Below are 25,402 nucleotides of genomic sequence, written 5' to 3' on the forward strand. Positions count from 1 at the left end.
ATCCTTATGTTGGCGTTGTACTTGCATGATCCCGGAAGAGCCCGGGACCCGTTGAAGCCATCTTTATAGTCTACAAACTTAGTAGAAAATAGCCGATAGCCTATAAGAAACATATTCCGAAACGTGTCAAAATATCGACGATCCGAAAAATTTCATTCCATCACATCCCGGTTTCTAGAAAGAATTCTATCACGCTTTCGTGCAACCCGTGTGACGGTTCGAGGGTCTCTCGTCATCGCCGAGGCAGAGATAGGAAGTCTGTCTGATTCCGGCAATGGGACATCTGGTTAAAAATCGGAAAGCCTCGAAAAGACCGAATTGGTTAACGGCTGAACGTCCCGCCTACCAGCCTTCTGCAAGCACCTTTTCCAGCATGTTTGCGAAGAAATCGGCGCTTCCTTCGGTCAGGCAGAGCGGCGGCTTGATCTTCAACACATTCAGGTGATCGCCCGTCGGCTGCATGATGACGCCGAGTTCCAGAAGCCGGTCGCAGATCGCGGCCGTCTCCTCGGTCGCCGGCTCCAGCGTCACTCTGTCGCGCACGAATTCGAGGCCGAGATAGAGGCCCATGCCATGCACTGCGCCCACGATCGGGTAACTGTCGATCAGTGCCGCCAGCCGTGCCTTCAGATGGTCGCCTACCTCACGGGCATTGTCCTGCAATCGCTCCTCGGCCATAACGTCGAGAACGGTCATGCCGGCAACGCAACTGACCGGGCTTCCGCCGGACGAAGAGAAGAAATAGCCTTCCTTTTCCAGCGAAGCGGCAATCTCCTTCGTCGTGATGACGGCGCCGAGCGGATGGCCGTCGCCCATGCCCTTGGCGATGGTGATGATATCGGGCACGACGCCCTGCTGCTCGAAACCCCAGAAATAATGGCCGAGCCGTCCATAGCCCACCTGCACCTCGTCGGCGATGCAGAGCCCGCCGCGCTCGCGCACCTGCCGATAGATTTCCGTCAGATAGCCGTCGGGCAGGGGTATGCCGCCGGCATTGCCGTATACGGATTCGGCAATGAAGCCGGCCAGTCCCTCGCCCTTGGTATCGATGGCCTCCAGCACCGGCGTCACGGTGCCGAGATAATCCACAGTCGACTCCGGCCCGCGGAACTGGCCGCGATAGGTATTGGGCGACACGACGGCATGAACCCAGTCCGGCCTTGTCGTCAGCGCTTGCGGATTGTCTGCGATGGAGGTGGAGACCGCGTCGCTTGCCATCGACCAGCCGTGGTAACCTTCCATCAGGCATAGCATGTTGCGTTGGCCGCTATGCGCCCAGGCAAGCCGCAGCGCCAGATCATTGGCTTCCGAACCGCTATTGACGAGGAACACGGCATCCATCCCGTCGGGCGCCAGCGATGCGAGGCTCTCGGAGAATTCCGCGACTGCGGCATAGTGGAAGCGTGAGTTGGTGTTCAGCATCAGCCATTGCTGGCTGATCGCTTCCGCCATGCGTGGATGACCATGGCCGAGGATCGTGACATTGTTGACCATGTCGAGATAGGCGCGTCCCTCGATATCGAAGAGATGCTCCTTCCAGCCGCGCTCGATCCGTGGCGGATGCGCATAATAATTCTTCTGCGGACTGGCGAAATGCGCCCGCCGCAGTTCGAGAAGAGCCGATGTTTCAGGTTTTGGCGCATCGGCGCCCGGACCAATCAGCACTGAAGGCGAGGGGCAGAGGGCGGACCACGCTTCGGCTTGTTCCGGCGTGGCAAAGAGTGGCGGTTCGAAGCCGGCGATGCTGCAAAGCTGCAGGCGCAATCCGCCGAGCGAAGACGTCTCGCCGGAGACCGTACCGAGTGTCTGACCAGCGGCGATCTCGCTTCCATCCTCGACGGAAAGGTCGATGCCGTCGATATGCAGTTTCATGTCCCCGCCGGTGAGGACGAGATGCTGGTCGTACCAGGTGATCCGACCGGCAAAGGGTGCAGCAACGACGCTGGCGGCTGCGAGGCAGACATCCATGTGCAGCGCATAGGTTGCCTGGGCTTTTGCATGGTGCAGGCCGGCGCGGGACAGGCGATATTCACCGTAGCGGGTTGCCGCGGTTCCCGATTCCGCCGCTGCGCGCGCAAGCAGACGCCAGTCCATGTCGGCCGCCAGCCAGTTGCCGTCGGAAAAATGCGGGCTCTGCACGCCGAGATCGACATAGGCAATGGACGCGGGATCGATCTCCGGCAGAAGCGACTGCCAGTCTGCCGTATCGACATCGGCAATATGAAGACCGGCTGCTTTCAGGATGGCCGCTTCCATTAGTTCGAACGGCACGGACATTGCCGTATCGAAGATGTGCCGTTCGCCCTCCAGATTTCCTCTGACATAATCATTGTCGGGATCGATCGAGATCTGCTGTTCGCTGCTGGCGACGAGGATGACGGCGCGGGCCACGATGAGCGGCCAGAGTGCCTTCAGCTCTTCCTCGATCAACGGGTAGATCTCGTGATAGGCCTTCACCGCCGGCAGGATGTGAAAGGGATCGCCATCTGCCTGATGCAGCAGAGAGGCACAGGTTACCGCGAGGTCGCCGACCAGCCAGCCGCGAATGATGTCGCCGAAGTCGATCACACCATCGGGAACAGGCCGCCCATGCGCATCGGGACGGCTGACGACATTGTCATCCGTCACGTCATGATGAACCGCCTGAAGCCGCAGCGACGGTGCAAGTGGCTGGATGCGGCGCACGGCCATGACCATCGTCTTCGCGATCCTGTCACGAGCGGCGCTGTCGCTAATGGAAGACAACAACTGCACGGCCACGGGTCCGGCGCGGCGCAAATCCCATTGCAGGCTGCGGTCCAGTCCCGGATGGGTGAAGTCGGCAAGTGCTGCCGCCAATCTCGCGCAGAGCGCGCCGAGGGCCGCGACCGAGGCCGGCGCCAGATAGGCGCGGTGCGTCAGGCCATCTCCTTCGAGAAATTCGAGCAGCCGGACCTGGTAATCCTGTTCTCGCACACTGACGGGGACGATCTCGTGGCCCTCGGTGGAAGCCATCACGTTTGGAACACGTGGCGCATCCGCCTTGGCGCGCAGATGATGGAGCGCCGCATTCTGCGCTTCGAGCTCCTGGGTCTCGTAGGCGGCATGGCAGATCTTCAGCACATAGCGGCCGTCTTCCGTGTCGAGCCGGTAATTGCGATCCTGCTGGCTGCCGAGCTCCGACAGCGTGCCGGAAAGCCCGTAATGAGTAAGGAGGATATCCGCGGCCTCGGAAGCGGTAACATCGGGGCGCGGTAGCGCCATGCGGTCAAGAAGCGCTTCGTCGGTCATGGCACCCCTCCGCGGCATGATTCGATTACCTAATGAAACAGATAATCAAGCACTTGCCGACAAGCAACGGAAGATTGTGCCAGCCGAGGATTGGAAGGAGTGGGTCCTTGGTTCAACCCATGCGTTCGGAGGCGTAGCTTCCGGGGCTGGCGGGGAAGACGATCGTGCGGTTGCCGTTGAGGAAGACGCGCCGGTGGATATGCGCATGGATGGCGCGCGCCAGTACCTGGCTTTCGACATCGCGGCCGATCGACACATAGTCTTCGGCGCTTTGTGCATGGGTAATGCGGGCCGTGTCCTGCTCGATGATCGGGCCTTCGTCGAGATCGGCCGTCACGTAATGCGCCGTGGCACCGATCAGCTTTACGCCACGCTCATAGGCCTGCTTGTAAGGGTTGGCGCCCTTGAAGCTCGGCAGGAAGGAGTGGTGGATGTTGATGATGCGGCCTGACATCTTCTTGCACATGGCATCGGAGAGAACCTGCATGTAGCGGGCAAGCACGATGAGTTCGGTGCCCGTCTGCTCGACGATGTCGAGGATCTGGGCTTCGGCCTGCGGCTTGTTTTCCTTCGTCACCTTGATGTGGTGGAAGGGAATGTCGTGGTTGACCACAACCTTCTGGTATTCGAAATGGTTGGAGACGACGCCGACGATATCGATCGGCAGCGCGCCGATCTTCCAGCGGTAGAGCAGGTCGTTGAGACAGTGGCCGAAGCGGGAGACCATCAGAAGCACCTTCAGGCGCTCGCTCCCGTCATGTACTTCCGCGTCCATGCCGAACTTCTCGTAGATCGGTTTGAAGCCTTCGCGGATCTCGGCAAGCGACACACCCTCTTCCGAAATGAAGCTGACGCGCATGAAGAACTTGCCGGTGTCGAGGTCGTCGAACTGCGAACTATCGATGATGTTGCAACCCTTTTCGGCGAGGTAGGTCGAAATCGCCGCCACGACGCCGCGCGTCGACTTGCAGGTTACAGTCAATACATAGTCCGTCATGTCCTCTTCCCTCTCTCCAGCCGCCGGCCGTGCTTAGATCAAAGCCGCAGCCGCGAACAGGCCGGCAAGCTTTCATTTCTGCAATAAATTGCAAGCCGAACCTTCATGCCTGCGGCATTTGCTTTCATGACCGCAAGCTTATGACACGCCACGCAGAACTCCGTTCTGCCTGCGCCGTTCGAAATCCCGTCCTCGCCTTCTGATATTTTGAGGTCAGGTGGCTGGCCGGCTGGCGATCCGGACTTTTCTGCGTGGGGTGATGATTTCGTGAATGATCGCTCCCACGATGGAAGAGAGCACGAGGCATAGGATCACGAAGATGACAGGCTGCTGAAGCACGCCGATCGGGAAATGATTGGCGATGATCCGGAGAAACGCCAGTGTGAAGGCATGCGTGATGTAGATCTCGTAGGAGGCGTCGCCGAGATAGTTGAGCCAGCGGACAAAGGGAAGTTTCGAAAAATCGATCGAAACAGCGCTATAGACGATGAAGACTGCCGGTATGCCCCATGCATAATAACGATCCTCGGGCCGCACCAGATCCTCGTTGATGAAGAGGAAGGCGAAGCCGACGGCAAGCAAAACCCAAGCCCAGTGCTGCGGCAGCAGCAGCTTCTGGCCATAGAGCCAGCCGAGCGCCGCACCGGCCAGGAATTCCAGGATGATGGGTTGGCCGTAGAATTTGGTGGCGGTCGTTTCCGGCAGCAAATGGCAGACGATCAGGATGGTTGCAAAGGCGCCGAACAGAGCAGGCAGCCGATAGTCCTCGCGGATCGGCAATAGCAGCGCGAAGACGAAATAGAAGAACATCTCATAATTCAGCGTCCAGCCGGGCACGATGACGGGAGCGATCATCGTCGGGTCGACCGGATTGATCCACGGCAGGAACAGCATCGAGGCCATGAGATGCGGCAGATCGAAAGCGGTAGACTTGAGAAGCGACGGTGCGATAAGCGCGACAGCCGCCGAAAATAGCGTCGCCAGCCAGTAGAGCGGCACGATCCTCTTGACGCGCTTACGGGCGAAATCGGCCGGCGTCATGTTTCGTCCGCTTGTCGTCAGCCACATCACGAAGCCGCTGAGCACGAAGAAGATATCGACACCCGTTTCGCCATAAATGAACGAGGTCGCGTCGATGGCGGGGTTGACCTTGGCAAGCTGCAGAATGGCATGGAAAAAAACGACCATCAGCGCCGCGATGGCACGCAGATATTGCAGCTGGACAAGCATCTGATGTCTTGCTCCCACAGGCTTTGCGGATCGCCCGTCGGGCAGCCGCTTCGTCAACTCAGTACATTTGCCGGACGATCCTGCCGGATGCGTGGCGTGTCGCGGAAACGCATGAACCCGATGACAAGCCAGAGAAGGCCGGCAATTTTCATCGAGAAGATTGCCGTTCCCCCGATCATCATATTCAGAAAAATGAAAAGAGAAAGTGAATGGGCGCAGCGCTTCTGCGCCGGGCTGGTGCCCGCGGGAAACAGACAGACGAACAGCCAGAAGGCGATGACTCCGAAGACCGTGGCGCCGTAGACGAGATAGACGTAGCCGCTGTCGGCGAATTCGGCGACTTTATCGACCGAAAGCCCGAGGATCGCCAGCGGATCGAGATCCATCAGCTTCTTCATCGTCAGATTGATGCGCCCGGTGAAATTGTCGCCGATCGCATTGGGGTCCTTTATGTAGACGAGGAAGCCGGCGCAAACGATGAGCGGCATCAGCGCCAGATTGAAGGCCTTGGGGATTTTCGGAAAGACGAAGTAACCGCCGATACAGCAGATGCAGAAGATGAGCATCGTGCGGGTATCGTTGGTCGTCAGGATCAGCAGCGCTGTCGCAATGGCCAGCGCCCGGTCGAGCCGCGTCAGCCGGTCCCACATCGAAATAAGGTAGACCGCGATCACGCCGCAGAAATTGGCAAGCGACACCTGCTCAAGGAAGATCGACGAGGAGCGGTGGTCGATGATGCCGAAGGAGAATCGGCCGGGAAAACCGAGCGCATTCTGAAACAGGCCGGTCGTGTTGAAGCTGAGCGGCTTTAGCCCGCGCGTGTTTGCGAAATAGTCCGAGGGATGCACGATACTGACATAGAAGGGCACGCTGATGATCTCGAAGATCAGGAACAGCAGCACCATGAAACAGGCCACCCGGAAGATCAGTTTGAGCGTCCGCTCGTTGCACCAGCCGCCAAGCCCCGTGAAGCAGAAGATGATCAGGACGTTGCGGAGATGATCGATAAAGGCCATGCGGTTGATCGCGCTGACATAGATCGTCACGATCAGCGTGAAGAGCATGAACAGAAAGGCTGAAAGGTCTTCCTCATAGATCCCCTTGTGCAGGATGTAGATGATTGCGCTCGCCATGATCAGGCCTTCGCTGGCCGCCACATGCGTCATCGAGAGTGGCATGACGTTGTGGTTTATGAAGGCCAGGATGCCGTTATAGAGAACCGAGAGCAGCCCGAGGATCAGAACGGGATAATCGAGACGCGAAGCCGGGCTGGTTGCATCGGCAACCGTTTCGAATCTTGTACCTGTCTCTCCGACTGCTGCCATGTCACTTTCCCGCCGGCTTTACCGCCGCGCAGTCGGGCGCATGTTTGGGTACCATCTGCTCGAGCAGACGCATTTGCGGGCGCTCGGGCGTGTCACGCGGCTGTACGTTGAACGGTTCGGTGGCCGGCCACCATTCTCCAGCCGCCCAGTAGGAGAAACCGATCCACGCATCGCTATCGTCGGACATGGTGGTGAGCATCGTCTTCAGGCCATCGAGGCAATCCGCATTGGCAGACGCGCCGAATTCACCGAGGAAGCCGCGTTTGCCGTTCTTCTTTAGCCAACTCGTCACGTTGGTGATGGCATCGGTCGCGGCCTTTGCGCCCTCGCAGGTCTCGTGCGTGCCCGAAGAATCCGCGTCGAGATACTGATGAAATTCATAGGCGTAGAAATCGAGCGGATCACGCACACCGAGCATGACGGTTCCGTTCGCGCCGCCGATCACATCGGTTTCCCAGCTTGCAGCTCCGCTCCAGGCCGTACCGGGAACGACGATGAGATTGCGTGCGCCGACCGCCCGAATGCCGCGGATCGCAGCATTGGCGGCTTTCAGCCAATCGGCCGCGGGAATGTCATGCGGCTCGTTCATCAGCCCGAAGAGCACGCCATCGTGATTGGCAAATTCGACGGAAAGCCGAGCCCAGAAATCGGCGAAGGCTGCATTCGTCGCCGGCGGCTTGCCGATCTGATCCTTGTCGTAATAGCCGAAATTATGCGGATCGAGCAGCACACTCATCTTGTGCTTGCGAACCAGCGCGACCGTATCCTTCAAGCGCTGCAGTTCATCATCGTCGAGCCGTGCACCGAGCTTCGGCTGAAGCCGCTCCCAGCGGAAGGGCAGGCGGATGATCGTCATGCCCTTCTTCGCGAAATAGCTGATCGTTTCTTCGGTCGGGTAGGTGTAGTTCGTGCCGTAGACGCCACCGCGTTCGCCATATTCGCCGCCGGAGAGATTGACCCCGTAATAGCAAAGCGGTGCCTCGGTGGCATGAGCGATGGACGAAACGGCCGTAACGGCGGCAACCAGCAGCCCGTGCAGCAGTCTTTTCCGTCTCATGGCTATCCTCGCGGGGTCGCGGCAGGTCGCCACGTCGGCTTCGATGCCTGCATCTTAACGGTCCGTTAGCTAAGAATTTCTAAAGTCGCTCCTGCTTGGCCATGCTTTCTCGCCGGGCGGATGCGGTGTTATGAAACAATATGACGGGAACAGGGTGAGCCGCTTGCCTGCCTGGCGCAGTTATGAGTCGTCTCAGCCTGCGCCTGAAGGCACTCGTGCGCGCAGCCCGATCATCCGGCCGACAGATTTCGTTCTGCCCCCACCGCCTCCCGAGCCCGCCCCGCTTCCGGTTCGCCCGGCAGCTTCGGAAAGCCGCCCTGCCGGGCCGCTCCGTGGCGATATTCCTGTCGTGCCCGAAACCGTTTCAACGCCGGAACCCGTGGTCGAGCAGGCAACTGTTGTCGCAGGACCCTTGCTGGATATCAGATCTGCGGTTGCCGCCATCTGGAGCCGGCGCCTGATTATTGCCGGTCTTTGCCTCGTCGGTGCCGCTGCCGGTGCGGTGATCGCGCCTCGTATCCCGCAGAAATTCACCGCCGTTGCCGCCCTCTATTTCGATCCACGCCAGATCGGTCTTGCCGACAGCGGCTCACAGAATGCAGCGCCGTCGCCGGAAATGATTTCGACGCTGATCGACAGCCAGGTTCAACTGCTGACCTCGGGCAACGTATTGCGTCGCGTAGCCGATGCTATGAAGCTCGATCAGGATCCGGAATTCACCGGTGGCAGGACAGACGGTGCTGCCATCATCGGCACTCTTCAGAAGGCTCTGCTGATCACGCGCGAGAACAATACTTACGTCGTCTCGCTCGCCGCAACGACGCGGGACCCGGAAAAGTCCGCAAAGCTCGCCAATCAGGTCGTCACCTCCTTCATGCAGGAGGAAAGCAGCGCATCGACCGGTCTCTACGAAACCACCTCGTCAGCACTCGACGGTCGCCTCGACGATTTGCGCCGGAAAGTGCAGGAAGCGGAGCAGGCGGTCGAAACCTTCCGCGCCGACAACGACATGGCGGCGACCGAGGGCAATCTGATTTCCGATCAGCGCCTTTCATCCCTGAACGCGCTGCTCGTTACCGCCCAGGAAAAGACCATTCAGGCCAAGGCCCGCGCCGATGCCGCTGCAAATCTGCGGGTCGAAGATGTCGTCGCAGGCAGCCAGACGGACGGCGCCACGGGCACATCGCCGCTCGTCAGCCTGCGTCAGCAATATGCCGCCCAGGCCGCAGTCGTCGGCAGCCTGCAGAGCCAGATGGGTTCGCGTCATCCGCGCCTTCAGGCTGCGCGCTCTTCGCTGGGTAGCATCGGAGCGGAAATCAAAGACGAACTCCAGCGCGTCGCGACTTCGGCAAGGGCAGAATACGAACAGGCGAAGAAGGCCGAGGACGATATCGCCAAGGAGCTGGCGGTACAGAAAGCCCTGCAGGCCACGACCTCGGACAAGCAGGTGCAGTTGAACGAGCTGCAGCGCAAGGCGACGGCCGCCCGCGAACTCTACGAATCAGTTTTGAAGCGTTCCGGCGAGACCAGCGAAGAGCAAAACCTCAGCCAGAGCAATATCCGCGTCGTCTCCCCCGCAGAAGTTCCCGTGAAGGCAGATGGGCCGAGCAAGAAAGTCATCATGGTCGCTGGCATGATCGGTGGCTTGCTTGCAGGCTTTGCTGTCGGCGCCGGTATTGCGATCCTCGCCGGCCTCTTTTCTCATCCGACCATCAGAAGCTATTTCCGCAAGCCCATCCGCGCGTCCGCTTGATGGCAGCCTCCAATCTTCCTACATCCAGAACATGGGCATCGTAAGAAGTGTGCCCATGAAAGAGGTTATGATGCGGTTCGCTGCGATTGTCCTGCTGTCGCTTGTTGCCGGCGCGTCCGCTGCGCCCGCGTCTGCCATAGACTGGCAGAATTCCGGTAAGCAGGCCGTGCAGCCGCTCTATCCCTACAAGGATCTTCCGGGCGTGAAGGCGCGGCCAGACAAGAAGGTGGAAGAATCCTACGACTGCCACACCGAAACGGTGCAGATTCGCCGCCGCTACGACGAGATCTTCCGCTCTGGCGGCATGCCGACGCTGATGTATGTCTGCGAACGCGACGGCGTGATTTCGACGGATAGCCGCGTGCCGCTGCGCGGCCATTACCAGCCGGTGCGCTGAAAGCCGGGCGGTTTCTGCGCTGCGATTGTGTCCGAAGATCCTGACCGCGCCACAATCGTTCAGCGACTTGACGGCGATTGCGAGCAATCTTCCTGCGGCACTACACCTTAGCCAGCGGGCCGAAATGCCAATTGCGGTACCTCGCCACCAACGATGCGGTCGGCGAAGGACAGACTGGACAGACCGTATCGTTGATACAGCTCATTATCCTGATTTGCCCGGAATTCCGCCTGATCGGACGGTGAAGAGAAATATTTCCCGATCAGCAGTGGCAGGCGAATGGTTTTGAGATTCTTTTGCTGGAATACATGCCAGAACAGCGCATCGCCGACCGATCTGATCGGGGATCCGTCGCCAAAATAGCTCGGATAATATTTCCCGACCATCTTCGGGCTCCACAGCGTAGCCGGACCAAAAGTGCCGCGCTCGCCAGTGCCCGATCCAAGCCTCAGGCGTTCACGTGGCCTCGGAGGCCAGTCCGGCGCAAATTCGGATGCCGTCAGTATCGGCGCTTTGAAAGGCTCATCCAGATGGGAATTGTCAAAGCAGACCAGCCACTCGCCTCCAACCATTCCAGCAGACGATGCGCACGCCGCTCCGACCAGAAGCTCGACCGCATTTGTGGCCAGGCGGTCGTCCATATTCAGGTTCATCACGAACAATGAATTGCTCAATGCCACCGCTGCCGACCAGGCCTCATAGATCGAGAGCGGTTGGGAAAAGACGTAACAGTCCGCGTCCAGCCATTCGGGCGGCATATCACCATTGTCGAAAATATAGATGATGCGCACGTCGACACTTTGCTGGCGCAGGTTGATGTAGTGCGACTTCAGCAGGTCCAGCTTGTTGTTCTGGCGGTGCCATACCGCGCAGAACACCGTCACCAGCGCGGTCCCATGATCACTCTGCGTCCTTGCTTTAATAAAATGCATCTCAGGCAATTCCTTTCGCGCAAGGTTCGCGCATGGCAGAGGCGGCATTGGTGTTAACCATGAAGGAGATGGCATGAGCCGGGCATTCGCGTCAATTGCCGTGGTTGGAAATCCTGGGGGCGGCCACCCGGTCATCTGAAGTCGGCTTTTTAACGTGTTCGTTGTGTCGCGTAGGGACGCGCCCCAGCGGGAAATAAGGAAATTGGATGCAGCAAAAGCGCGACCTGACCTCTGCCAGCCGAAGGCTCCCGGCAGGGTGCGCAGTTCATCGAGAGGTGCGTCCATGCGGGTCCTGGTAACCGGGGCGGGCGGCATTCTGGGCAGGCATGTTATCAGGCATTTCGCCCAATTTGCGCCAGGCGCCGATGTGATCGCCAATAAGGCGGACCTCACGGATATCGATGCGTTGCGAGCCGCGATCTCTGCCCTTCAGCCAATCGATAAGGTTGTTCATCTGGCAGCTTTGGTGCCGGTGGCATCGGTCAAGGCAGACCCTGCCCGTGCCTATGCCGTGAATGTCGGCGGTACGATCAATCTTCTCTCGGCGCTCGAGGCGCACCCGGCAACGTTCCTCTACTGCTCATCGAGCCATATCTATGCGCCGTCGGACCTGCCGATAGCTGAGGACGCCGGAAAGGCGCCACCTTCCTTCTACGGAAGGACAAAATGGGTCGGCGAGAGCGTTGCGGCCGACATTTGCGAGGCATCCGGCCGCGCTTTCTGTGCGGCACGTGTTTTCTCGATTCACGATCCAGCGCAAACCGGTTCGTTCCTTCGGCCGTCCATCGAGCGTCGGCTGGCAGAAGAGGACCTGAGCCGACCCTTCATGCTTCCGGGCGGTGACAGCGTCAGGGATTTTCTGCCGGCTGAGGATGCGGCAGAGCTTGTCGTGCGCCTCGCCCTTTCCTCCGCAACGGGGCCGGTCAATGTCGGCTCCGGCCGTGGCACAACCATCCGCGATTTCGTTCAGGGTTTCAGCTCCCAGCCCCTCGATATCAGGGCGACCGGCGGCTCGGACACGCTCGTCGCCGATATCTCACGGCTTAGACAATTATTAGGAGACTTTGATGTCTGAGACTGTTTCCATCGTCATTCCGACCTTTAACAGGGCAGGGATGTTGCCTGTCGCCATCGACAGCGCCCTGAACCAAACGAAGGCGTGCGAGGTTATCGTCGTCGATCACGGGTCCACCGACGATACGCCGAAGGTGGCCGAGGCTTATGGCGACCGCATCCTCTACATCCGCCGTGAGCGTGATTTCGGGCCGCATTTCTGCTGGCTTGAAGGCGCACTCCACGCCACCGGAGAATTCGTCCACCTGCAATATGACGACGATTGGATCGCACCGACCTTCATCGAGGCGTGCCTTGCCGTCATCACTCCGGAAACCGGCTTCGCCTTTACCGGCGCCGACGTTATGGATGGCCCAGGCCTGCCCACCAAACTTCGCCAATTTATGGACTGGTTGCCCGCGACTGGCACCTATCCGGTCGATGCGTTGGAGAGACAGATTCTCGGCTCGCTGATCTCGCCTGGCGCAGCGCTCTATCGCCGGCAAATTCTGATCGACGCGCTCTATCCGGGGCGATTGCCGCTTCAGATCAACGAATATCGCGGCGTCGGACCGGATGCTTTCGTCTCGCTGCTTTCAATGCTGCGCTATCCAGCGATCGGCTACGTGCGTGAACCGCTTGCCTTCTTCCGCTTCCACGAGGGTTCGATCACCATCGACGCCTTCGCATCCGGCGAGAAGACTGCGCGACTGCGCGCCGCTTACGCAGAAGTTACCCGCCATTATCTCGAAATGAAAGTGATGCGCGCTGTGCGTATCAGGGAGGCATCGTAATGACCGTAGGGCGTCCAATCCGCTTAGTTACTCAAGATCGTCCAATCCGCCTCGCAGAGGAAACCATCGACCAGGGTGAACTCGAGGCGCTCTCTGAATGGATGCTCGCCGGCAACCGCCTGACCAAGGCTGAACAGACACTCGCCTTCGAGCAGGAATTCGCTGTCTGGATGAATTGCCGTCACGCAGTTTATGTCAACTCCGGCTCGTCGGCGAACCTCCTGATGATCGCCGCGCTCAAGGAAGCGGGCCGCCTGCGCAATAACAAGGCGATTGCCGCCGGCGTCAGCTGGGTCACCACCGTTTCGCCGCTGCTCCAGCTTGGTTTCGATGTGCGTCTCTGCGATTGCGATTCGAAGTCGCTGGGTATCGATCTCAACCATCTGGAAGACCTTTGCCGCACGGATCCGCCGGCGCTGCTGATCCTGGTCCACGTTCTCGGCCATGCCGGTGACATGGATGCTGTCAGGGACATCTGCGAGCGTTACGACGTCATCCTGCTGGAAGATTCCTGCGAGGCGCTCGGCTCGACCTACAAGGGCCGCAAGCTGGGCACGATCGGCACGGCAGGCAGCTTCTCCTTCTATTATGGCCATCACATATCGACGATCGAGGGCGGCATGGTCGTCACCGACGATCCCGATCTGCACCAGCTTATGCTTTCCCTGCGCTCGCACGGTTGGAGCCGCGATCTCAAGCCGGAACTGCGCCAATCTCTGGCAGAGCAGAACGGGGTCGATGAGTTCAAGAACCTCTACACCTTCTATCATGCCGGCTATAACCTGCGCTCCACCGACCTCCAGGCATTCCTCGGTCGGTCGCAGCTCAGGAAGCTCGATCAGATCGTCGAACGCCGCCGTATCAATTTCGACCTTTACCGCAAGGCGCTGCCGGACTTCTTCTCCCAGTCGGGAGATACCGAGGTTCTGTCGTCCTTCGCCTACGGCACCTTCATCGAGAACCGGCTCGAAACCTACAAACATATCAACGCGCTCGACATCGAATGCCGGCCGCTGATCTGCGGCAACATCGCGCGCCATCCCTTCTGGCTCCGCGACCATCCACGGCTCGCCCTTCCGAACGCCGATAAGGTGCACGACTACGGCATCTATCTGCCCAACCACCATAACCTGAACGAAGCGGACATTGCGCGCGTGGCCGACGCCTTCGCCTCAGTTGCCCGCCCCTGTTAAGAGCGAAGACACATGACGAATACGGCTCAAAGCGCGGTTCATCAGCGAGACAAGGACTGACGGATGAACCCGGCTTTTCAGATAGAGGGAAAACGGATCTGGGTCGCCGGCCATCGCGGTATGGTCGGTTCGGCCCTGGTCCGGGTGCTCTCGCAGCTGAACTGCGAGGTACTGACAACACCTCGCAGTGAGGTCGATCTCACCGATCAGGCCGCGACGCGACGCTGGCTGCAGGACAACAAGCCGGATGCCGTCATCGTCGCCGCTGCGCGTGTGGGCGGCATTGCCGCCAACAGCGCCTCGCCGGTTGCCTTTCTCTACGACAATCTGATGATCGAGGCGAATATCATCGAAGCGGCTGCTCGTGCTGACGTGAGCAAGCTTCTTCTCCTCGGTTCCACCTGCATTTACCCGCGCGACGCCGAACAGCCAATCCGCGAGGAATCCTTGCTCACCGGTCCGCTTGAAAAGACCAACGAGTGGTACGCTATCGCCAAGATTGCCGGCATCAAGCTTTGCCAGGCCTATCGTCAGGAGCAGGGACGCGATTTCATATCGGCCCAGCCGACCAATCTTTATGGGCCGGGCGACAATTACGACCTCGAGACAAGCCACGTTCTACCGGCCCTGATCCGCAAGGCTCACGAAGCCAAGGTGAACCGTGYTGAATCCCTGACGATCTGGGGCAGCGGTACGCCGTTGCGGGAATTCCTGCATGTGGATGACCTTGCCGACGCTGTCATCTTCCTGCTGCGCAATTACTCCGGCCCGGTGCCGATTAATATCGGTTCCGGTGAGGAATTGTCGATTGCCGAGCTTGCCCGTCTCGTGAGCAAGACGATTGGCTTCGATGGTTCACTCACCTTCGACACCACGAGGCCGGATGGGACGCCGCGCAAGCTTGCCGATCTTCGCCGTCTGCGCGAACTCGGCTGGAACAATGCCCGCCCGCTGACGGCCGGTCTCAAGCAAACCTATCAGAGTTTTCTGGATAGGCGCGAAAATTGAGGGCGCGGAACCAGCGAACTGATGCACGCCTGGACCAGAAGAACCGGTCGAGTTGCCTACGACAACACTCGGGAAAGCTTTAACATCATGAAAATATGCCTCCTGATAACAACGTACAGGCGCGATATCCAGCTGGTGCGTCTGCTTTCCCAGATCATCGATCTGCGAAGCAAATATACCGGCCTCGTCGCCTTCGAGACAGTCGTGGCCGACTCCGATCCCGACAACGCCGCCAGGCACATTCTCGAGCCGCTTTGTGATCTCTATGTAACCAACAAGGGGTCAGGCTTCGACGACAACCTGTTTCACTTTTACGCCGACCATGCTCGGAACTACGACTTCATCTTCAGCATAGGCGATGCCGACGTTTTCAGCTGCGGTCAGGTCAATCCGCTTGATCTGCTGGAGCTCGCTGCCAGGCAGGAGCACGATGCCGTTCTGTTCAATCATTGCGAATACAGATCGGCAGATATGCTCGCGACCGAGCTGACATATACGCTGTCGCCGCCATTCTATACCAATCCCAAGCTGATGGACGAGCCGGAAACGTTTCGCCGGCACTTCCTCGGCCACGTTCCCCGTCATGTCGGCCTTCTGTACCGGAGCAGCTTGATCATCGAAAGCCTCGGGAAGCTTGCTGCCTTCCGAGACACGCTGCATCTCTATGCCGTGCCTTTCCTGCTGGCACTCGAGAAGAACAGGGCGATGTTCTTCGACTATCCCTTGAATTACTTCGCTGCGGATGCGACCTCCGACGGCACCTCCAAGGATTGGACGGACGTATTCATGGGCCTGTATCGCTTCCTTCTTGCCGCGAAAGCCATTCTGTCGCCGGCAAGTTTCGCAATCACGAAGCAGGGCTTCATGGCCAACTACCTCAATGACCGTTCCTGGCTGCGCGGATCTCTGTCGCGCTTTGTTCCGAGCGAGGCGCAAATATTGCGAGAGTTGGATGGGGTGCTCGAAAGCTTCCCACAAGCTTAAATCTCTAGAAACATAGCTATCGGAAGGCGTGATGGCCTGGCGTCGATGAGCTCGAACGCGGCAGCCGGAACGCAGCGGGATGCGCACGCTCCCCACGATGGCGCAGCGAACGGTAAGGATTCCCAATGTTGAAATGTTGTTCTCTGTGCGACGGACAGATCTTGAACAAATTTCTGGATTTGGGGCGCCAGCCCCTCGCGAACAAATACCCAAAACCGAGTGATTTTCAGGAAGAGAAATTCTTCCCGCTCGAAGTGTTCTTTTGCGAGACCTGCAAGAATGTTCAGCTTGGCGAGATGGTGCCGCGATCCCTCATGTTCGAGGATTATTATTACCTGAGTTCGGTCAATGGGGGCCTCGTCCGCCATTTCGAGGCGCTCGCCGAGGAACTGAAGGAAGCGAAATTCGTCGTCGACGTGGGCTCCAACGATGGCGTGTTGCTGCGTCCGCTCAAAGGTCTCGGAGTTCGGGCGCTGGGCGTCGAACCTTCGATCAATGTCTCCAAGCTCGCCAATGACGAGGGGCTCGAAACGCTCTGCGCCTTCTTCGAGGAAACCTCGGCACGGCAGGTGCTGGACAGCCACGGCCCGGCGGATGTGATCGTCGCCAGCAGCGTCTTCACGCATCTCGACGCACCGGATCAGTTCATCCGCGCAGCGGACATCCTGATGGCGAAAGACGGCAAGCTGGTGATCGAGGTCGAGTATATCCTCAACATGATCAGCCAGGTGCAGTTCGAGCGATTCTACCTCGACCGGATCTTCTACTACTCGATCTCGTCGATGAAGCAGCTGTTCGGCAAGCACGGCATGGTGATCACCGGGCTTGAGCCTGTGGCCCAGCATGGCGGCTCCCTTCGGTTCACATTGATGCGCGAGGCGGCCGGCACCGAGGCCCCGGAGTTGGCGGAGCTGATCGCGACCGAGCTGAAGGTGCTGAACACTGCGGCACTGACAGATTTTGGCCAGCGCTGCCGCGATCTGACCGACAGGTTGGTCGCTGGCTTGAAGCGCTGGCGGGAAGAGGGCGTCAAGGTGGCAGGCTACGGCGCGCCTGCCCGACTTTCGACCATCACCAACTTTGGCGGCATCGACAGCGAACTGCTGCCCTTCACGATCGATGACAGTCCGCTGAAACAGGGACGCACCTCGCCCGGCGCGCATATCCCGGTTGTGTCTGCCTCTGAACTTGAGACCTATCGGCCCGAAGTGCTGGTGGTCTTCGCCTACGAATACATCGACGACATTCGGAAAAAGACTAGCAATGCATATGACTACTACATGCCAATTCCGCTTGTTGAACTCATAGCTTCCTGATCACTGGAATGGGGAAAGAAATGTCGAAAGAAATTCAACGTATTGTCGAGCGGCTTGGTGCTAATGCCCATCGGTTTTCCGGGAAGACTGTCCTGCTGGCAGGGGGGGCGGGTTTCCTTGGGAAGCACTTCGTCAAGGTGTTTCAGAAGCTGAATAACGACGTGCTGGACAAGCCCTGCTCGGTCATCTCGGTGGATAACTACATCACCGGCACCAAGAACCTCGATGAAAGCATCGTGCGCGATCCCAACATCATGCAAGTCTGGGCCGATGTGACCCATCCGCTGCCCGTGCGCGAAGATATCGACTTCATCATCCAGGCTGCGGGCATTGCATCACCCGTTTTCTACATGCGTTATCCGCTCGAGACCATCGAGAGCGCGGTGCATGGCACCCGCAACCTCTTGGACCTGGCTTCACGCAACAAGAACCTCGAGGGCTTCCTGTTCTTCAGCTCCTCCGAGATCTACGGCGATCCCGACCCCCGCGCGGTGCCGATCAAGGAAGATTACCACGGCAACGTTTCGACCGTTGGGCCGCGCGCCTGCTACGACGAATCCAAACGCCTGGGCGAGACGCTCTGCACGATCTACAAAGAGCACCACGGCGTGCCGGCAAAGATCGTGCGCCCGTTCAACGTCTTTGGTCCGGGCATGGGTCACAACGACCGCCGCGTGATCCCGATGTTCACCTATCAGGCGCTCAATGGCCGTACGATCCCGGTCCACGGCACCGGCCTGCAGACGCGCACCTTCTGCTACATCACCGACGCCATCTACGGCTTCCTGATGACGCTGCTTGAGGGCAAGTGCGGCGAGGCCTACAACATCGGCAACCCGGACAACGAAATCTCGATGATCAAGCTGGCGGAGATGTATCCCAAGCTGCTGCCGGGCGCCTCGTTCACCCGCATCGACTATCCGGACACCTATCCGGCGGGAGAACCTAACCGTCGCTGCCCGGATATCACCAAGGCGCGGGAAACCTTTGGTTATACCTCCGAGGTGGATGTCGAAGATGGTCTCGCGCGCTTCATCGACTGGGCTCGCAATGAGCGGAACTATATCGATTTCGAGCCCGAAGCGGCGCTCAAAAAGGCCGGATAACAATAGGTGGTAACACTAGGCCTCATCGGACGGGGTGCCTGGGCGCGCATCATTGGCGCCACTCTGGACAGCCTGCCCGAAGTGCGCTGGGTGCCGCTGAACGGCCCCGGCGCTTCTGTTGACGGCGTCATCATCGCCAACAGGAGCAAAGATCACGTGTCCTCGGCGCTCCCCTTCGTTGAGGCGGGGGTGCCGTGCTTTATTGAAAAACCTCTGGCCACATGCCTCGAGGACTTCCTGCGCCTCAAGGCGGCGGCTGGTGCAGCCGGCGGCCACATCTTTGCAGGGCACCTGCACCGGTTCAACTCGGCTGCAGAGGCCTTTTGTGCTGCCCTGCCGGAGATCGGCCCGATCCAATCGGCAACTGCGCTCTGCGCCAATGGCAAACCGCGCGACGATACGTCCGTGATCTGGGATTGGTTGCCGCACCCGCTATCGCTGGCAGCACGGATCTTCGCCACTCCGGCAGAGCGCGCGACGGCCCGCTCGCTTGAAGGCGGAGCGCGCCCGCTTCGCGTGGCTGCACAATTGTCCTACGAAGGGCGACCTTTCGACCTTGAGGCCAGCTGGCTTTCGCCTGATCCAGCCTTTCGGATCACGGCCGCAGGCACCAAGGGACGTCTCATCTTTGATGACAAGGCCGCGCAGAAAGTCACGCTCATCCGCGAAGGCGACAGTGTTGCCCTTACCTATGAGCCAGAGCTGCCTCTAACCCGCGAACTGCGCGTCTTTGTCGAGTTGATCCGTGGCGTGCGCTACAACCCCTCTCCACTTGATGCGGCAGAGGAAGTCCTTCGCAGCCTGGATGCCATCGAACGTTCGGCAGCAGCAGACGGCGCCCCGGTCGCGATCAATTGGCCGGATTGAGGTATCCGTAAATCTGCGCGAGGATTTCCTGAACGCGCGCGTCCAGGTGGCTGGTCGCCATGGCCAGTTCGTGACGCGCGAGTACGCCGGCCTCGCCCTGCTTGCGGAAATGTGCGTTCGCCGCCTCGACAATGGCCTGCGGGGCCGCCACATCGCTCGGCTCGAAATAGAACAGATGCTCCTGCAGAGCGGCCAGCGCGGGAAGATCCCTCAGGCTGGCTGGAAGGATTGGCACGCCCCCGGTGATCAGCGCATCAAAGACACGGATAGGCAGATCGCCACGGACCGGGACGATCCAATGGCTCATATGCGCCGCCCATTCGTCCAACCGGTCCAACTCCGTGCGGTCATGATATGTCCGCGCCGCCGGACCGACATGTTTGAAATGCGTGTTCAGCGTCTGGAGCAACGCATTGCGCTCGGGGAATTGCGGATAGAGGATATGTCGTCCAAGGGGTTCCGGATCACGCGTGGCGGCAAGGAGGCGATCGCGATGTTCGCTCAGATAGTCGCGTGACCACTGGATGACCGCTGCACTTACGGGGCGTCCCATCGCCTTGGTCACCTGCGCGTAAGTCTCATTATTGTGCGGATGGCACGGCACGTAAAAGTCGGACAGCATCGCAAAATTCAGGGACATCGCGACATCATGATGATTGTCGAAATCCCAGATGCAGACATGGGCACGCGGTTCGTTGGCGAACATGCCCACATACTTCTGCCCAATCTGAGCGATGTCATTGTTGTTCAGTATGTAGATGGTGTCGGGCTCGAACTGCTCGATGGCCTTGAGGTTCACCAACGAGATCTGGTCAGTCTTCTCGGCCTTGCTGAAGATCCCCTCGCTCAACCTGACCTGCGTTTGTCGGCGCAGTTTCATGCTCTCGGAAAAGGCCTTTCGGCGGAGTTCTTTCTGCACATTCAACTGTTCAATCTGCTCGTTTACGGATGACATGTCAGGTGGTTTCGCTCTTGCCTATCTGGAAATATTTCTAACGTTTTAAGGTTAAATTTTCCTAAAATTTCGGTGAGTTGGTCCCGCCAGCGGGAACGCTTTTCCCTCCGAGGGTGGGTTCGACCCGCTCCCCTGAAAAGTCTGCGGTTTGACGTTAGTCTATTCCTCGAACGCTTCGAATGGTCGCCGAAGGTGACGCAGGAAAAAGGCGTTTGCGTGCTGCTTCGGCTCTTTTGCCAATGAGTTGGAGGGACATGGCGGCGATCCGGGCGGAGAGGCCTCCACGGGATCGAATAGCCTAGAGAATCCGGTCGATCTTATGCTGAATATGCAGATTCGGCATCAACCCAGCCGTATGTGCGGCGCGATACGCGTTCCTCGCAGCATCGAATGTCACGCCCCACATGATGGCGCTGAGGAGAAACGCGATGATGTAAACTTGGATGCGCATAGTTCTATCAAAGTGCGGCATATCGGCATTTATATGGCAGTGCGAAGCATTGCTCGAGATCAATTATTATCGGTGAATAAAGACGCAGAGAACGAACACCACAACGGTGGGCACAGATAACAGGGAGATCCCGTATCTGTTTGATCTCATTGAGGATCAATGGGAATGGTGCCCAGAAGAGGACTCGAACCTCCACACCCTTTCGGGTACCAGCACCTGAAGCTGGCGCGTCTACCAATTCCGCCATCTGGGCGACGGAGAGCCATGTACGGGGGCGGCTCGTTACTGTCAACAGGGTTTTTGAAGTTTTCCTGACAGTCTGTGAAAAAGCTTCACGAAGCTGTGGTCGAACCCAACGGATCAGTGGATGGCATGGCTCATTTCTCAACCCTATATAATAGGTATTGGAAAGGAACGCGCCATGTTCGACCTTCGCTCTATCCTTCTTGCTGGTCTGTTTGCCGTATTGCCATTGATGGGAGCCAATGCCGCCTCGCCGTCGCTTGGGCCTCTCAATACGCAGTCGACGATCTGCGACTATCGCGGCTGCTTCGGCTTCGGTCCGCAGCAGTGGCATCGCCCTGCCTACGTCCAGCCGAACTATCTCCCACCGAATGCAGCCGGGCCGAATTATTATCAGCCGCCCGGGCAATTGCCGCCACGGCTGACCTACGGTCCGCCACCGGCACCGCGCCTGCAGCCTTCGGCGGATAATCAGGTCCGCCATCAGCAATGGTGCCGGAACGAATATCGATCCTACAATCCGCGCACCGATCGCTTCCTGACCTATGAAGGCATCTACAAGACCTGCAATTCGCCTTATAATTGAACGTCAGCTCTCCAGCGATGCGCGGTCGGTATGGCCGAGATCGCGGTCAGGCTCGATGATGTCGCGCACCCGCTGCTTGAGTTCCTTCGGTCCGGGAAAGCCGCCGTCGCGCTTGCGCTCCCAGATCAGGTCGCCATTGACACGGATCTCGAAATTGCCGCCGGTGCCGGGAATGAGCGCCACTTCGCCGAGGCTGTCGGTAAAGGTCTGCAGCAGTTCCTGCGCCATCCAGGCGGCGCGCAGCAGCCAGTTGCACTGCGTGCAGTAGAGGATCGTCACACGGGCTTTCTCGGTCATGGGAATCTCCTTTAATCCGAGGGGTCTAGAAGCTCGCAAAAGACGTTGCAATGCGCCTGGCACCGAATCTGCGGACGGAAAGTTCGGATTCAGTCTTTTTTGATAATTTTCCATTAGCTATTCCGGATTGGTGTTTTCACGGATCTGGTGAGGCACCCTGGTTCTTGTTTTGCGTCACGGTGCCCATGCGTTCCACGGCTATCCCAGCGATCCTCGTCGCCTGCCTTGCTCTGGCAGGCTGCTCTTCGGCTTCCGGTCCGGAAAATCTTTCGGCTGGTGTTGCTCCGAAGCCTTCGAAGGAAATCACGGCTTCTGTCACGCCGCCGCCGGCACCTGTGCCCCAGGCTACAGTTGCTGCAGCCGATGCCACTCCGCAGGCAAGCCTCGCCTGGGAAGCGCCCCTGCCGGAGTCCCGCGCCTTCTCGGCAGTGACGCCTTCAGCCACATCGCAGCCGGGTATGCCGATTCCGAGCGAACGCCCCGTCGAATTCGCCATGGCGGCGGCACCTGCCATAGAAGCGCCGACCCGTGGCCGCTCGCGCGTCTATGGTTATGGTTTCCGCGATGCCAAGCCGATCAACTTTGGCAAGGTCTCTCCGCGCAAACTCGCCGTCCACGGCGTCGACGTCTCGCGCTGGCAGGGCGACATCGACTGGGAAACGCTCCGGACCCGCGGCGCCAACTTCGCCTTCATCAAGGCAACGGATGGCGGCGATCATCTGGATCCGATGTTCAAGACAAACTGGCGGCGCGCCAAAGAGGCCGGCATCAAGCGCGGCGCCTATCATTTCTTCTACTGGTGCCGCACGGCCGGTGAGCAGGCCGACTGGTTCATCCGCAACGTGCCGCGCGATCCGGACGCACTGCCGCCGGTCATCGATGTCGAATGGAACGGCGAATCGAGCTGCAAAGTGAAGCTCTCCCGCGCCCGCGTGCTGGAAAAAATGCAGGTCTTCATGGAGAGGATCGAGCAGCACTACGGCAAGCGACCGATCATCTATACGGCCCCGGATTTCTACGCGGATAATCTCGAAGGCGCCTTCCAGAACTATCACTTCTGGCTACGCGCGGTCGCCGAACATCCTTCGAAGGTCTATCCGAACCGCAAATGGCTCTTCTGGCAATATTCCGGCTCTGGCCTCTCTCATGGCGTCGAAGGCCGAATCGACCTCAATGCCTTCCGCGGAAGCGAAGAAGAATGGCACCGCTGGGTAGCGGGGCTGTAGGAATTTCACTCCGCACAGAAGATGCCGCAGAACTGACGATATCAGCCCTGCGGCATTCGGCTTCGACCGCAAGGATCAGAGTCGCGCCTCGAGTACGAGGTTGAACGGGGTTGCCATCGCCCGACGGAACCGCGTGAAACCGGCCTTCCGGAAGATCTCGGCCAGCCGTTTCTCACCGGCTTGTGCGCCAAGCACGATATGGCCGCCATCAGAGATCGCATGAGCGCAGCAGATCGTCGTCGAGGCGGCATAATACATGCGCGCGACCGGCGAGATACTGTCTTCCACACCATCCTTCGCATAGGGCTCGACCAGCATTACCGTTCCCTCATGGGCGATGGTTCTGGCTGCGTGTCTTGCGACAGCGAGCGGGTCGCCCATGTCATGCAGGCAGTCGAAGAAGCAAATAAGGTCGTAGCCTGAACCAGAATAGGCGTCCGCTCTCGCGGTTTCGAATGTGACCCTCTCTGTTCCTCCCGCCGCAGCAACAACCTGCCGGGCCTCATCGAGCGATTCCGGATGCGAATCGAAGCCATGGAACCGCGACGACGGAAAGGCTTGGGCCATTAGCGCTGTCGAATGACCATGACCGCAGCCGACATCGGCCACTAGTGCGCCAGCCTTCAGTTTCTCGATGACGCCATCGAGCGCCGGCAGCCATTCGGCAACAAGGCTTGCCTTGTAGGCGTTGCGGTAGAGCGATGCCACGCCGCAATAGAGCCTGCCATCGTGATCGCCCCAGGGAATGCCGGCGCCGGTGCGAAATGCATCCAGGGCCTTGTCCTCGTCAGCCCACATCGAGGCGGGGATTGCCCAGGCCGCAGCCATGAAAACCGGGCTGTCGTCCTGCGCCAGCACCAGCGCATGTTCAGGCGGCAGTTCGTAGCCGTGGCTTGCCGCATCATAGATCACATAGCCCCCTGCCACCTGTGAGCCCAGCCATTCGCGAATATACCGCTCGGCGCAACCCGTGATTGCCGCAAGCTGGTGCGAACTGATCCGCCCCACCTTCGCCATTGCCTTGTAAAGGCCGAGCCGGTGGCCGATGCTCACCATCACGCCGCCATAGCCGGCCGAGAGATCGCCGATTGCTCGTGAGACTATGAGGTCGAGCTTGGCCGCATCGATCGTGTTGCTTCTTATCTGGTCCATTTCCTTCTCCTGTCGAAATGTTAGGAATGGAAATTGAATGACAGCAGACGGGGTATTACGGCAGAGCGGCATGGGCCATAAGCGGGCCATTTGCGCCAATCATCATGCCGGTGTAGGCAAAAGAAACAAATAGCGGACCTGTTTCTTCCGGGGGGGATGAGATGCAATCCGGCGCCGATCAAGTCGTTTCCAGGCCGCTTCATGTCAGCCTCGTGGCCATTCCCGAGGCTGTGGTATCGACCCTGAGCGGCATTTTCGATGTCATGAATGCCTTTGCGGTTCTGCCGGCAGCCAGCGATGTCCTCGGCGGCCGAGCGCCCTTCAAGGTGGAAATTGTCGGTACATCCGCCGAGCCACTGGAACTTGCAAGCCGTCTGCCGATCACCGTCCAGCGCAGCATCTCGTCTCTCGACTACACGGATATCGTCATAGTGCCCTCCGTTCTGCTGCCATCGCGTGGATGGCAGAAGGGACGTTATCCGGAACTTGTCGAATGGGTTGGCGCCATGCATTCGCGTGGCGCGCTGATCTGCTCGGCCTGTTCGGGGCTCTTTCTGCTGGCAGAGACCGGGCTATTCGACGGCATGGATGCGACGGTGCATTTCGGTTATGCCGAGGCTTTCCGGACAAGCTTTCCGCAGGTGCCCGTCCATCCCGAGCGTGTGCTCGTCGTTTGTGGCAGGCGAGAAGAGCTGATCACCTCCGGTGCCTCCATGACCTGGCATGATCTCGTCCTGTACCTGATCGCCCGCTATGCGGGTGCTTCAGCCGCGCAGGCTATTGCCCGTTTCTTCGCGTTGCAATGGCATCAGGATGGGCTGGCGCCTTATATCGTTTTCGAGGGCCGCAGGGATCATGGCGATACAGCGATCCAGACGGCGCAGGAATGGCTTTCCGGCCATTTTTCGGTCGCCAATCCCATCGAGGAAATGTTCCGCCATGCTGGCCTGACGGAGCGCACCTTCAAGCGCCGCTTCACCCAGGCAACCGGTGTCAGCCCGATTGCCTATGTTCAGCGTTTGAGAGTGGAGGATGCAAAGCGCCGGCTGGAGCGCACGGATGCTCCGGTCGATGAGATCAGCTGGCAAGTCGGCTATGAAGAGCCGGCTTTTTTCCGCAGGCTCTTCAAGCGCATGACAGGCCTGACGCCCGGCAGCTATCGCCGCCGGTTTCGTGTGCCCGATTATGCGCGTCCGTCAAAAAGCTGAGG

General features: G+C 59.2%; 22 protein-coding genes and 1 tRNA gene. 13 read left to right on the forward strand and 10 right to left on the reverse strand.

Features of this window, described 5'->3' with window-relative positions:
* Positions 1 to 342 precede the first annotated feature (342 nt).
* The 5 genes from AC1DF8_RS05155 to AC1DF8_RS05175 form a co-directional block, all read right to left on the reverse strand.
* Positions 343 to 3,270 carry an aminotransferase gene (locus AC1DF8_RS05155; protein WP_477995160.1) on the reverse strand — a complete coding sequence of 976 codons (2,928 nt, stop codon included), beginning with the start codon at positions 3,268 to 3,270 and terminating at the stop codon, positions 343 to 345.
* Positions 3,271 to 3,382: 112 nt separating this feature from the next.
* Positions 3,383 to 4,267, reverse strand: coding sequence for a formyltetrahydrofolate deformylase (gene purU / locus AC1DF8_RS05160; protein WP_112542755.1), 885 nt, complete (start codon positions 4,265 to 4,267; stop codon positions 3,383 to 3,385).
* 213 nt (positions 4,268 to 4,480) lie between these two features.
* Positions 4,481 to 5,497: an acyltransferase family protein gene (locus AC1DF8_RS05165; protein WP_477995161.1), complete on the reverse strand. Its 1,017-nt coding sequence runs from the start codon at positions 5,495 to 5,497 to the stop codon at positions 4,481 to 4,483.
* A 53-nt stretch (positions 5,498 to 5,550) separates the two neighbouring features.
* A complete protein-coding gene (locus AC1DF8_RS05170) occupies positions 5,551 to 6,822 on the reverse strand; it encodes a hypothetical protein (protein ID WP_477995162.1) in 1,272 nt (423 codons plus the stop codon).
* 1 nt (position 6,823) lies between these two features.
* Positions 6,824 to 7,879, reverse strand: a complete 1,056-nt coding sequence (locus AC1DF8_RS05175) for a glycoside hydrolase family 5 protein (RefSeq protein WP_477995163.1) — start codon at positions 7,877 to 7,879, stop codon at positions 6,824 to 6,826.
* Between the two features lie 130 nt (positions 7,880 to 8,009).
* Here AC1DF8_RS05175 and AC1DF8_RS05180 point away from each other — a divergent pair, with 130 nt between their 5' ends.
* On the forward strand, positions 8,010 to 9,632 hold the full coding sequence (locus AC1DF8_RS05180; RefSeq protein WP_477995164.1) for a GumC family protein: 1,623 nt from the start codon (positions 8,010 to 8,012) through the stop codon (positions 9,630 to 9,632).
* Between the two features lie 70 nt (positions 9,633 to 9,702).
* Complete coding sequence (locus AC1DF8_RS05185; protein WP_477995481.1) at positions 9,703 to 10,029, forward strand: hypothetical protein; 327 nt, start codon at positions 9,703 to 9,705, stop codon at positions 10,027 to 10,029.
* A 107-nt stretch (positions 10,030 to 10,136) separates the two neighbouring features.
* Here the strand turns inward: AC1DF8_RS05185 and AC1DF8_RS05190 are convergent, their stop codons facing one another.
* Complete coding sequence (locus AC1DF8_RS05190) at positions 10,137 to 11,246, reverse strand: glycosyltransferase family 2 protein (RefSeq protein ID WP_246715572.1); 1,110 nt, start codon at positions 11,244 to 11,246, stop codon at positions 10,137 to 10,139.
* Here AC1DF8_RS05190 and AC1DF8_RS05195 point away from each other — a divergent pair.
* The 8 genes from AC1DF8_RS05195 to AC1DF8_RS05230 all read left to right on the forward strand — a co-directional run bounded on the left by AC1DF8_RS05195 (position 11,245) and on the right by AC1DF8_RS05230 (position 19,282).
* The gene (locus AC1DF8_RS05195) at positions 11,245 to 12,036 is read left to right on the forward strand and encodes an NAD-dependent epimerase/dehydratase family protein (protein WP_477995165.1); all 792 of its coding nucleotides are present in this window, start codon (positions 11,245 to 11,247) and stop codon (positions 12,034 to 12,036) included. The two genes, AC1DF8_RS05190 and AC1DF8_RS05195, sit on opposite strands and share 2 nt — an antisense overlap.
* A complete protein-coding gene (locus AC1DF8_RS05200; RefSeq protein ID WP_112541954.1) occupies positions 12,029 to 12,808 on the forward strand; it encodes a glycosyltransferase family 2 protein in 780 nt (259 codons plus the stop codon). Before AC1DF8_RS05195 ends, AC1DF8_RS05200 begins: the two co-directional genes overlap by 8 nt.
* Positions 12,808 to 14,001: a DegT/DnrJ/EryC1/StrS aminotransferase family protein gene (locus AC1DF8_RS05205; RefSeq protein ID WP_113114789.1), complete on the forward strand. Its 1,194-nt coding sequence runs from the start codon at positions 12,808 to 12,810 to the stop codon at positions 13,999 to 14,001. The genes AC1DF8_RS05200 and AC1DF8_RS05205 overlap by 1 nt, the downstream gene beginning before the upstream one ends.
* Positions 14,002 to 14,064: 63 nt before the next feature.
* On the forward strand, positions 14,065 to 15,009 hold the full coding sequence (locus tag AC1DF8_RS05210) for a GDP-L-fucose synthase family protein (protein WP_477995166.1): 945 nt from the start codon (positions 14,065 to 14,067) through the stop codon (positions 15,007 to 15,009).
* A gap of 87 nt (positions 15,010 to 15,096) precedes the next feature.
* Positions 15,097 to 15,993 (forward strand): hypothetical protein, encoded by an 897-nt coding sequence (locus AC1DF8_RS05215; protein ID WP_477995167.1) that lies wholly within the window; start codon positions 15,097 to 15,099, stop codon positions 15,991 to 15,993.
* Between the two features lie 125 nt (positions 15,994 to 16,118).
* Positions 16,119 to 17,309 (forward strand): class I SAM-dependent methyltransferase, encoded by a 1,191-nt coding sequence (locus AC1DF8_RS05220; RefSeq protein ID WP_113207136.1) that lies wholly within the window; start codon positions 16,119 to 16,121, stop codon positions 17,307 to 17,309.
* A 20-nt stretch (positions 17,310 to 17,329) separates the two neighbouring features.
* Positions 17,330 to 18,415: an NAD-dependent epimerase/dehydratase family protein gene (locus AC1DF8_RS05225; protein WP_246517144.1), complete on the forward strand. Its 1,086-nt coding sequence runs from the start codon at positions 17,330 to 17,332 to the stop codon at positions 18,413 to 18,415.
* 6 nt (positions 18,416 to 18,421) lie between these two features.
* Positions 18,422 to 19,282, forward strand: coding sequence for a Gfo/Idh/MocA family protein (locus AC1DF8_RS05230; protein WP_477995168.1), 861 nt, complete (start codon positions 18,422 to 18,424; stop codon positions 19,280 to 19,282).
* On the opposite strand, the gene AC1DF8_RS05235 is transcribed toward AC1DF8_RS05230, so the two are convergent.
* Positions 19,266 to 20,237 carry a hypothetical protein gene (locus AC1DF8_RS05235; protein WP_112541946.1) on the reverse strand — a complete coding sequence of 324 codons (972 nt, stop codon included), beginning with the start codon at positions 20,235 to 20,237 and terminating at the stop codon, positions 19,266 to 19,268. The genes AC1DF8_RS05230 and AC1DF8_RS05235 overlap by 17 nt on opposite strands.
* A 617-nt stretch (positions 20,238 to 20,854) precedes the next feature.
* Positions 20,855 to 20,941, reverse strand: a tRNA-Leu gene (locus AC1DF8_RS05240).
* A 168-nt stretch (positions 20,942 to 21,109) separates the two neighbouring features.
* Here AC1DF8_RS05240 and AC1DF8_RS05245 point away from each other — a divergent pair.
* Entirely contained in the window at positions 21,110 to 21,517 is a 408-nt protein-coding gene (locus tag AC1DF8_RS05245) for a BA14K family protein (RefSeq protein ID WP_477995169.1), read from the forward strand.
* A 3-nt stretch (positions 21,518 to 21,520) separates the two neighbouring features.
* Here AC1DF8_RS05245 and AC1DF8_RS05250 read toward each other — a convergent pair whose 3' ends face one another.
* Positions 21,521 to 21,814 (reverse strand): Rdx family protein, encoded by a 294-nt coding sequence (locus AC1DF8_RS05250; RefSeq protein ID WP_007813273.1) that lies wholly within the window; start codon positions 21,812 to 21,814, stop codon positions 21,521 to 21,523.
* A gap of 185 nt (positions 21,815 to 21,999) precedes the next feature.
* On the opposite strand from AC1DF8_RS05250, the gene AC1DF8_RS05255 reads away from it, so the two are divergent.
* Positions 22,000 to 23,040 (forward strand): glycoside hydrolase family 25 protein, encoded by a 1,041-nt coding sequence (locus AC1DF8_RS05255; protein ID WP_477995170.1) that lies wholly within the window; start codon positions 22,000 to 22,002, stop codon positions 23,038 to 23,040.
* A 75-nt stretch (positions 23,041 to 23,115) separates the two neighbouring features.
* Here AC1DF8_RS05255 and AC1DF8_RS05260 read toward each other — a convergent pair whose 3' ends face one another.
* On the reverse strand, positions 23,116 to 24,192 hold the full coding sequence (locus tag AC1DF8_RS05260) for a class I SAM-dependent methyltransferase (protein WP_477995171.1): 1,077 nt from the start codon (positions 24,190 to 24,192) through the stop codon (positions 23,116 to 23,118).
* A gap of 161 nt (positions 24,193 to 24,353) precedes the next feature.
* Between AC1DF8_RS05260 and AC1DF8_RS05265 the strand changes: the two genes are divergently transcribed.
* Positions 24,354 to 25,400 (forward strand): GlxA family transcriptional regulator, encoded by a 1,047-nt coding sequence (locus AC1DF8_RS05265; protein WP_477995172.1) that lies wholly within the window; start codon positions 24,354 to 24,356, stop codon positions 25,398 to 25,400.
* Positions 25,401 to 25,402: the final 2 nt, after the last annotated feature.

Source organism: Rhizobium sp. 05N49 (assembly GCF_056396805.1).